9 protein-coding genes are annotated in these 7,917 nt (G+C 58.9%); all 9 read right to left on the reverse strand.

Annotation, left to right across the window (positions count from 1 at the left end):
• Positions 1-169 precede the first annotated feature (169 nt).
• Positions 170-1,396 carry an NrfD/PsrC family molybdoenzyme membrane anchor subunit gene (gene nrfD, locus WB402_RS07425; RefSeq protein WP_424206466.1) on the reverse strand — a complete coding sequence of 409 codons (1,227 nt, stop codon included), beginning with the start codon at positions 1,394-1,396 and terminating at the stop codon, positions 170-172.
• Between the two features lie 3 nt (positions 1,397-1,399).
• The gene (dsrO, locus tag WB402_RS07430; RefSeq protein WP_424206468.1) at positions 1,400-2,125 is read right to left on the reverse strand and encodes a sulfate reduction electron transfer complex DsrMKJOP subunit DsrO; all 726 of its coding nucleotides are present in this window, start codon (positions 2,123-2,125) and stop codon (positions 1,400-1,402) included.
• Complete coding sequence (locus WB402_RS07435) at positions 2,122-2,601, reverse strand: hypothetical protein (RefSeq protein ID WP_424206470.1); 480 nt, start codon at positions 2,599-2,601, stop codon at positions 2,122-2,124. The genes dsrO and WB402_RS07435 overlap by 4 nt, the downstream gene beginning before the upstream one ends.
• 14 nt (positions 2,602-2,615) lie before the next feature.
• The gene (locus WB402_RS07440; protein WP_424206472.1) at positions 2,616-4,619 is read right to left on the reverse strand and encodes an NAD(P)-binding protein; all 2,004 of its coding nucleotides are present in this window, start codon (positions 4,617-4,619) and stop codon (positions 2,616-2,618) included.
• Positions 4,620-4,660: 41 nt separating this feature from the next.
• Positions 4,661-6,154, reverse strand: coding sequence for a sulfate reduction electron transfer complex DsrMKJOP subunit DsrK (gene dsrK, locus WB402_RS07445; protein ID WP_424206474.1), 1,494 nt, complete (start codon positions 6,152-6,154; stop codon positions 4,661-4,663).
• Positions 6,155-6,157: 3 nt separating this feature from the next.
• The gene (locus tag WB402_RS07450) at positions 6,158-6,904 is read right to left on the reverse strand and encodes a respiratory nitrate reductase subunit gamma (RefSeq protein ID WP_424206476.1); all 747 of its coding nucleotides are present in this window, start codon (positions 6,902-6,904) and stop codon (positions 6,158-6,160) included.
• Between the two features lie 100 nt (positions 6,905-7,004).
• On the reverse strand, positions 7,005-7,337 hold the full coding sequence (locus tag WB402_RS07455) for a TusE/DsrC/DsvC family sulfur relay protein (RefSeq protein ID WP_424206478.1): 333 nt from the start codon (positions 7,335-7,337) through the stop codon (positions 7,005-7,007).
• Between the two features lie 37 nt (positions 7,338-7,374).
• Positions 7,375-7,674, reverse strand: a complete 300-nt coding sequence (tusB, locus tag WB402_RS07460; protein WP_424206480.1) for a sulfurtransferase complex subunit TusB — start codon at positions 7,672-7,674, stop codon at positions 7,375-7,377.
• 12 nt (positions 7,675-7,686) lie between these two features.
• Positions 7,687-7,917 (reverse strand): DsrE family protein (locus WB402_RS07465; RefSeq protein ID WP_424206482.1); only part of this gene is annotated, 231 nt, incomplete at its 5' end.

Below are 7,917 nucleotides of genomic sequence, written 5' to 3' on the forward strand. Positions count from 1 at the left end.
TGCCCGAGGATTTATGAGCGGCGGAGATGAGCAAACGATTCATGCGCCACCACCTTGAATAGGATTATTTACCGCAAAGACGCAAAGTGCGCAAAGAAATTGTGATCAGATACCCGATAAAATTTCAAAAATCTTTGCGTTCTTTGCGACTTTGCGGAGAAAAATGAAATTAAGCGGCCTTGGCGGCATTCGCTTTGTAATGCGGGTCAGCATCGGCATCCGACAGGCTCTGCGGGAGGAAGGGTAGAACCCTCATGGCGAAGGCCGCCATGACGAGCGCCAGTCCTATGCCACCGATACCGAGAACTACCTCGGGCAGGCTCGGTGAATACATGGTCACGACGCCGTCGAAGAAACTGCTACTGACGATGTCTTTTCCGGGGTAGAGCGGCATCGGATATGCCTGGCCGCCGATTATGATGACGTAGATCTGGGCCAGGCCGCCGAGGACGACGAGAACGGCGGCGAGTGCCGTCAGCGCCCGCGACTTGCCGAGTCCGGAGAACAATATGATCAGCGGGATAACACCACCCACGATCACCTGGCCGAGCCAGAACATCTTCGTATAGACACCGCCGTTCAGCAGGATAAAGCCCTCGACCCCGTGGCGCTGCGTGATGTACAGGTTCGTGAGGTGATAGACGGTGACGAAATAGAGCACCGCGGCGACAAACACGCCGAGAAGGTTACGCAGACGGCTGAACACGACGTCGCCCAATTCCCGGCCCGTCCAGCGCATCCCGGCCATCAGCACCACCAGGAATATCGCCAGACCGAATTCGAAGGACATGATGATGAACATGGGCGCGATGATCGCCGAGTTATAGGCTTCACGCGCCACCAGGAAACCGAAGATGGAACCGGTACCGGTGGTGAGAGTCAGGCGCCAGATGAACGCCAGCATGCCGACCGGTTTGGTGTAATCGTTCATGCGGCGCTCCATCATCATCCACAGATAGACGATGACGATGCCGAAAAAGCCCATATAGAGGTAGATATTCCACGCGAAAATGGACTTGAAGTTGTAATAGGTCATGGCTTCGATCAGACGGTCCGGCCGTCCGAGATCCAGGACCAGTATCGCCAGACCGCCGGCCAGCAGGGTGATCGCCAGCAGGCCCGAGAGACGCGCCAGCGGTTTGTAGAGCTGACGGCCGAAGACCGAGGCAATCGAGGCGACGTTGAGCGCGCCCGAGGCCGCCACGATCAGGAACACGGCGAATACATGCGGCACGCCCCAGATGACCTGGTTCGACATACCGGTGATCCAGTGGCCATGGTGCTCCATGTACAGGGCGGCGCTCAGTCCCGCGAGGGTGATGGCGCCGAGTATGGCCAGCACGGCATAGAAACCGACGCTGCGTGGTCCAATTGTTCCGTATTGCATATGTGCCATGCGTCAGATCCCCCGGTAACGCACGCCGGTATTCAGATTCAGGTCCGGGCGCAGCTGGGTGGTGGGAGCGGATGAGAGCTGTTTATTGATCTCGCTGTTTGGATCTTTGAGGTCACCGAAGACCATGGCCTTGTTGCCGTCCTTGGTGCAGGCCTCGACACAGGCTGGGATTCTTCCGGCATCCACGCGGTGCACGCACAGCGTGCAGGACTCGACTGTGCCCTTGCCGCGCGGTGCGTACGCTTTCTGGTTTGTGGTTTCTTCGTGCACGAAGGAACGCGCCTTGTACGGGCAGGCCATCATGCAGTAGCGGCAGCCGATGCAGATATGCTTGTCCACCAGCACAATGCCGTCGATACGCTTGAACGAGGCGCCGGTGGGACAGACATCCACGCACGGCGGTTCCGCGCAGTGCTGGCACAGGACCGGAAGCGACTCGACGTAGCCGGTCAGCTTGTCCTTGAGTTCGACTTTGCGAATCCACTGGGCGTCGGTGGCGGGACGGTTGTGCCCGTCCCAGCCGTTTTCCGTGCGGCAGGCGGTGACACAGACGTTGCAGTCGTGACATTTACCGATATCCACGAGCAAGCCCCAGCGCTGCAGGCTGGTGGCGGCTGCTTCGGGAGAGCGGGCCGTCGCCAACTCAACCAGACGCAAGCCCGGCGCCAGCGCCATGCCGGCGACAGCGGCGCCGCCAATTCCAATGAATTCTCTGCGACTGAGGCTCATGGTTGATTCCCGTTGGCTGTGCCCATCGCGGCGGAGGTGTGCATGCTTTCCATCGTACCGGCAGGGCCCGCCGCCTTGGGCGGTTGCCCGTTCTTTTCCGGCGCGGACGAATGGCAGGTGAAGCAATCGATGCTGACGGAAGCGTAGATATGACAGCTTTCGCAGAATCCATCCTTGCCAAGCACGCTGTTGGTATTGGGATCGGCGTGGCAGTCAACGCAGTTTTTAAAACTGTATTTCGTCGTGCGAATTCCCTTGTGCATGGTTTCATCGCGTTGATGCAGGATGTATTTCATGTGGTTGCGCCGCATCTCCGCGGTTGGTTCAACGCACTTCTCACCCTTGTATATCTTCACGGTCGGGCCGAGAGCGGGTTTCGCGCCGGAAGTATCCGCCGCCAGCACCGCCGCGACAGCCAGCATGCCGGCCGCCACCACGGCCACGCCGCCAAACACCATTCGCCTGATCTTGTTCATCGTCGCGGGTTATCTTAGTGATCGCCCATGCCCATCTTGATGTAGCCTGTCGGGCAGACGTCAGCGCAAATATGGCAACCGATGCACAGATCGTAATCGGTGTACACATAGCGCCCCATCGTCGATTCGGTCTTGGGTGTGCGTTTGACGGCGGTCTGCGGACAGTAGATGACGCAGTTGTCGCATTCGAAGCACATGCCGCAACTCATGCAGCGCTTGGCTTCCTCGACAGTCTGTTTTTCATCCAGGCCGAGCATGCGTTCCTTGAAGTGTCCCAGCACCTCCTTGGCGTCGGGGACCATCTCGGTGCGCAGGTGGCGCGCGGAATACTGGAAGTGGCCAAGGAACAGTTCGTCCGACTGGCACACTTCGGCTTCCGAACGGTCTTCGAAGTTGTGTACCGCGAAGCCGCCGACGGCCTTGCCCTGTTCCGATGTGCCGCGCAGACCGCGGTCGATCGCACGCTCGCTTTCCGGACCCTCCGGTTTGAATTCCTTCGGGGTCAGGCCCACTTCCTGCAGCTTGGCGAGCAGGCTGAAGTGGTGCACGTCCACCTTGGGACGCTTGCCCATGTCCTGCTTGCTGAGGAAGTGATCGATGCTTTCGGCCGCAATCGACCCCTGACCGATCACCGTGGTGAGCAGGTGCGGGCGGATGATATCGCCGCAAACAAAGTGGCCCGGTTTGCCGGGCACTTGATAGAACTTATCGGCATTGATCAGGCCCTTGCCGTTGTTGAATTCTTCCATGCCGCGGAAGTCGCCCATCTGGCCGATGGCGGAAACGATCAGATCGGCTTCCAGGTTCTGCTCCGTGCCCGGTTTTTCCACCGGTTTGCCGCTGGAGTAGTCGAGCTCGATGACACGCAGTGCCTTGGCGCGGCCCTTGTCGTCGAGGATGACCTGTACCGGCTGCAGCGAACCGCGGATGTTCACGCCTTCGCGCTGGGCATCGTCAATTTCATGCTTGGCGGCGTTCATCTTCTCCACCGGCTGGCGCGACATCAGCAACACCTCGGCGCCGTCCTTTTTGGCCGTGACCGCTACGTCATGCGCGGTCTGGCCCATGACGACATATTCCGGACGCTCGGACTCGGCCAGTTCTTTGATGTAACCCAGGCGGCGCGCCACTGAGGCGACGTCGATGGAGGTGTCGCCGCCACCGATCACGATTACGCGACCGGCCACGGATTTGAGGCGGCCCTGGTTGAAGGCCTCGAGGAAAGCCACGCCGGTGATGCAATTCGGCGCATCTGCGCCGGGAACCGGGAGCGCGCGGCCGGACTTGCAGCCGATGGCGAACAGGACGGCATCGAATTGTTTTTCAATATCCTTCATCGGGATATCCACGCCGACCCGTGTCTTGAGCTTGACCTCCACGCCCATGTTAACGATGCGATTGATTTCACCGTTCAGCGATTCGCGCGGCAGACGATAGCCCGGCACGCCGTACTTCGCCATGCCGCCGAGCTCATCGTGGTCGTCGAACATGGTTACCGCGTGTCCCTTGCGACGCAGCTGATAGGCCGCCGCGAGGCCCGCGGGACCGCCACCGATGATCGCGACTTTCTTGCCCGTGGCGTGTTCGGCCGGCTTGAACGCGAACTTGTTGGCCAGCGCGTTGTCGCCGATAAACTGCTCGACTGAGTTAATGCCAACGTAGTCTTCCACCACGTTGCGATTGCAGCCCGTCTGGCACGGGGCGGGGCAAACACGCCCCATCATGGAAGGGAAGGGGTTCGCCTCGGTCAGGCGGTTAAAAGCATATTCCTGCCACTTCATGTCCTTCGACGGTTTCTCGATGCCGCGCACAATGTTGAGCCAGCCGCGGATGTCTTCGCCCGAAGGGCAGCTCGCCTGACAGGGAGGCGTCTTGTGCACGTAGGTCGGGCACTTGTCGGTTGCATCGGCGGTGAAAATCCGCGACTGCAAGGAAGGCCATTCCTGGTCGCCGTCCTTGAATTTCCGGAACGTTAAAGCGGTCTTGACCTCTTTGGTCTTGTCTGCGGGAGTTGCCATTCGAATCTCCTGTCTCTAGAAACTGTTTGCCAGTGAAAAAACTATTCGTTTACCGCGCCAAGCTTGATTGCCTTGCTGACCAGTCCGTGAACACTCTGAATCGTGTCCATCGGGAACTTGTAGTAAGGCAGGACTTTGGTGAACTGTGCCTTGCAGATGGCGCAGATCGCGGCGATGTGGGTGACACCGTGCTGTTCGACAACGTCCTTGAATGCCTGCATGCGCGGGGCCGTGCCCTTGATACGCAGGTCCAGGAGCTCGTCGGTGAGCAGTCCTCCGCCACCGCCGCAGCAGTAGGTGCTTTCATAAATGGTCTCGGGCGCCATGTCGAAGAACTTGTTGACCGACGCCTTGACCACGGCGCGCGGAATGATGAACTGGCCGCCCGGCATGTTGCCCATGCGTGAGGCGCGCGCCACGTTGCAGGAGTCGTGGAAAGTGACGACCTTGTCGTCGTTCGCGCTCTTGTCGAATTTGAGCGCGTTACGCTGAATCAAGTCGTAGGTGAACTCGCAGATATGCTGCGGTATCGGGTAGCGCTGGTCGAGGAAATCAAACGGGCCGATGAGCGTATTCCAGAAGCTGTAAGCCACGCGCCAGGCATGACCGCACTCGCCGACGACGATGCGTTTGACGCCCAGATCCAGCGCCGCCTCGCGGATGCGCTTGGCGACTTTGTGCAGGTCCTTGCTCGAGCCGATAAACATGCCGAAGTTGCCGGCTTCGGACGCGTGCGAAGAAAGCGTCCAGGATACACCGGCGGCATGGAACACCTTGCCGTAGCCGATGAGCCCGTCGACATGCGGCTCGGCGAAGAAGTCGGCCGAGGGGGTGACTACCAGCACTTCGGCGCCCTTGACGTCAACCGGGTACTTCACGTCCACGCCGGTATCGTCTTTGACATCTTCCTCGAGGCCCTCCAGCGTGTTGGCAAGCGCCGGTCCCGGCAGACCGAGGTTGTTGCCAATCGAGTAGACCTTGACGAGGATTTCGTTGCAATACTTCTGGCCCTGACCGACGGTGTCCATGATTTCGCGCGCGGCCATAGAAATCTCGGCGGTATCGATGCCATAAGGGCAGAACACCGAGCAGCGGCGGCACTGCGAGCATTGGTGAAAGTAGGTATACCACTCGTCGAGCACGTCCTTGGTCATGTCGCGCGCGCCGACGAGCTTGGGGAAGAATTTTCCGGCGAAGGTGTAGTAACGCCGGTATACGGAACGCAACAAGTCCTGGCGCGCGACCGGCATGTTTTTCGGGTCGGAGGTGCCGAGATAATAATGACACTTGTCAGTGCAGGCGCCGCACTTCACGCATGAATCCAGGAACACCTGGAGCGCGCGCGATTGCGAAACCAGATCGCCCAGTTTCTTGACGGCGACGTTTTCCCAGTCCGGCACCAGCTCTTTCGGGAAACCCATGCCGGCCTGGACATCGGGTTTCGCGATGTACGGCTTGGAGCCGGCCATCGTGTCGAGTTTGATATGGGGAATTACCTGGTATTCGCCGAGGACCGGTGTTTCGATATCAGCCATCGTTTAATTCTCCGCTGCCTTGGTGTTGTCGATTTTCGCGCTCCAGCCGGCAACCCAGCGTTTCTCGCGCGCATTGTCGACCTGGTTGCGGGTGGGACTGAAGAACACACCAGGGGCATGCAGCAGCTTGCTGACCGGGAACACGATCATGAGCGTCGCCACCAGCGTGAGATGCACCAGCAGCGCCGGGTCGGCCGGGAGCGGTTGCCAGTTGAACGTCATCAATCCCTGGAAGAAGGCCTTGAGGGAAACGATGTCGGTGCGGGCCAGATACTTCATGGAGAGACCGCTGGCCCCGATACCGACCAGCAGCGCCAGCATAAGGTGATCGGATAAATTGCTGATGTAACGCACGCGGTCAACCACAAACCGGCGCCCCCATAACCCCAGGAGGCCAGCGACCATGCCAAAGCCGGTGAAAATGATAAACCACTGAAGCAGCGGCACGAAGAACCACACGGGTTCGGTGAAATAGCGCAGGTGCCAGAGCAGCTCCACGAACAGACAGAGGTGGAACAACCAGCCGAACAACCAGGTCCACTTGTTCGACTTGAACAGGCTCTCGAACAACGTGACTTCGCGCGCCATGCGCATCCAAACTCCGGCGCGGGTGGTCGGCGCCGGAGTAGTCGGGATTTTCAACGGCTGCGGCGTGCGCGCGTAGATGAAGATCTTGCGCGTCACGCCGATGACGAGGATAGCCGTCGCCAAGTAGAACAGCAGTGCGTAAATCAGTGTCACGACTGACATCGTTACCCCGCTACTTAACTGTCCACAGCACCGCCAGTGTAAAGCAGGCGCTGCGGCCCGACATGATACAGATCAACCGGCGCCCGGTCGGCAACCTTTTTTAGACGCAGCCCGTCGGCTTCGGCAGGCCGGCGTATTTGCACGCCTGTTTCGCGGGACCGTAGGGGAACAGTTCATACAGATACTTGCTGTTGCCCTTGTCCGCGCCGAGTTTCTTGCCGATCGCCTTGGTCAATACGCGCACGGCAGGCGCGATCTGGTATTCTTCGTAGTATTCACGCAGGAAGTTGAGCACTTCCCAGTGATTCTGCGACAGATCGCAGTTGTCAGCCTTGGCCATTTCCTTCGCGACTTCCTCGTTCCAGTCGGTACGGTTGGAAAGATATCCTTCCTCATCGGTTTCGATGGTCTTACCTGCTACGGTGATAGGCATGTATGTACTCCTCGTCGGTTAAAGTCATTGATAAATATCAAAGCCAGGCCTGGAAGGTGGGGTGTTCCGCCACCAGATCCACGAACCCGCTGTAGTCGACCAGCTTGATGCCGTCGATAACCCGGTCCTGCATCCCGCGCGCCTCGATATCGGGATACAGCGCATAGACCGGGAAATTCTTGAGTGCCTGTTCGACCATCTTGGTGGTCGCAGTGCCTTTCAGCGCGCCGTACACGCCGTCTTCGATCAACAGGACGACGGAACCCTTTTTGAGATACTTGAGGCAGCTCTCCAGGGCGTTGCGTTCAGTGGGCGATTTATTCACGGTGTGCAGCATGTCTCAATCCCCTTAAAAGCTCATGATTACGTCTTGCGTCAGCATGAGGTCAGCCAGTTCCTGAACGCTCATCACCTTCACGGGAACGATAATGTCACTCTCCTTCAGTCCGCGGGCTTCCATCGATTCCTTCTCCACGTACAGTTTCTCGATGTCATAACCCTCGAGTGCGCGATAGGTCGGAGAGAAATTTTTAACGTCAATTCCCTTCGTGTGCTGACCCTTGACCAGTTGATACACGCC

The organism is Sulfuricaulis sp. (genome assembly GCF_049587675.1).
Classification (GTDB): domain Bacteria; phylum Pseudomonadota; class Gammaproteobacteria; order Acidiferrobacterales; family Sulfurifustaceae; genus Sulfuricaulis.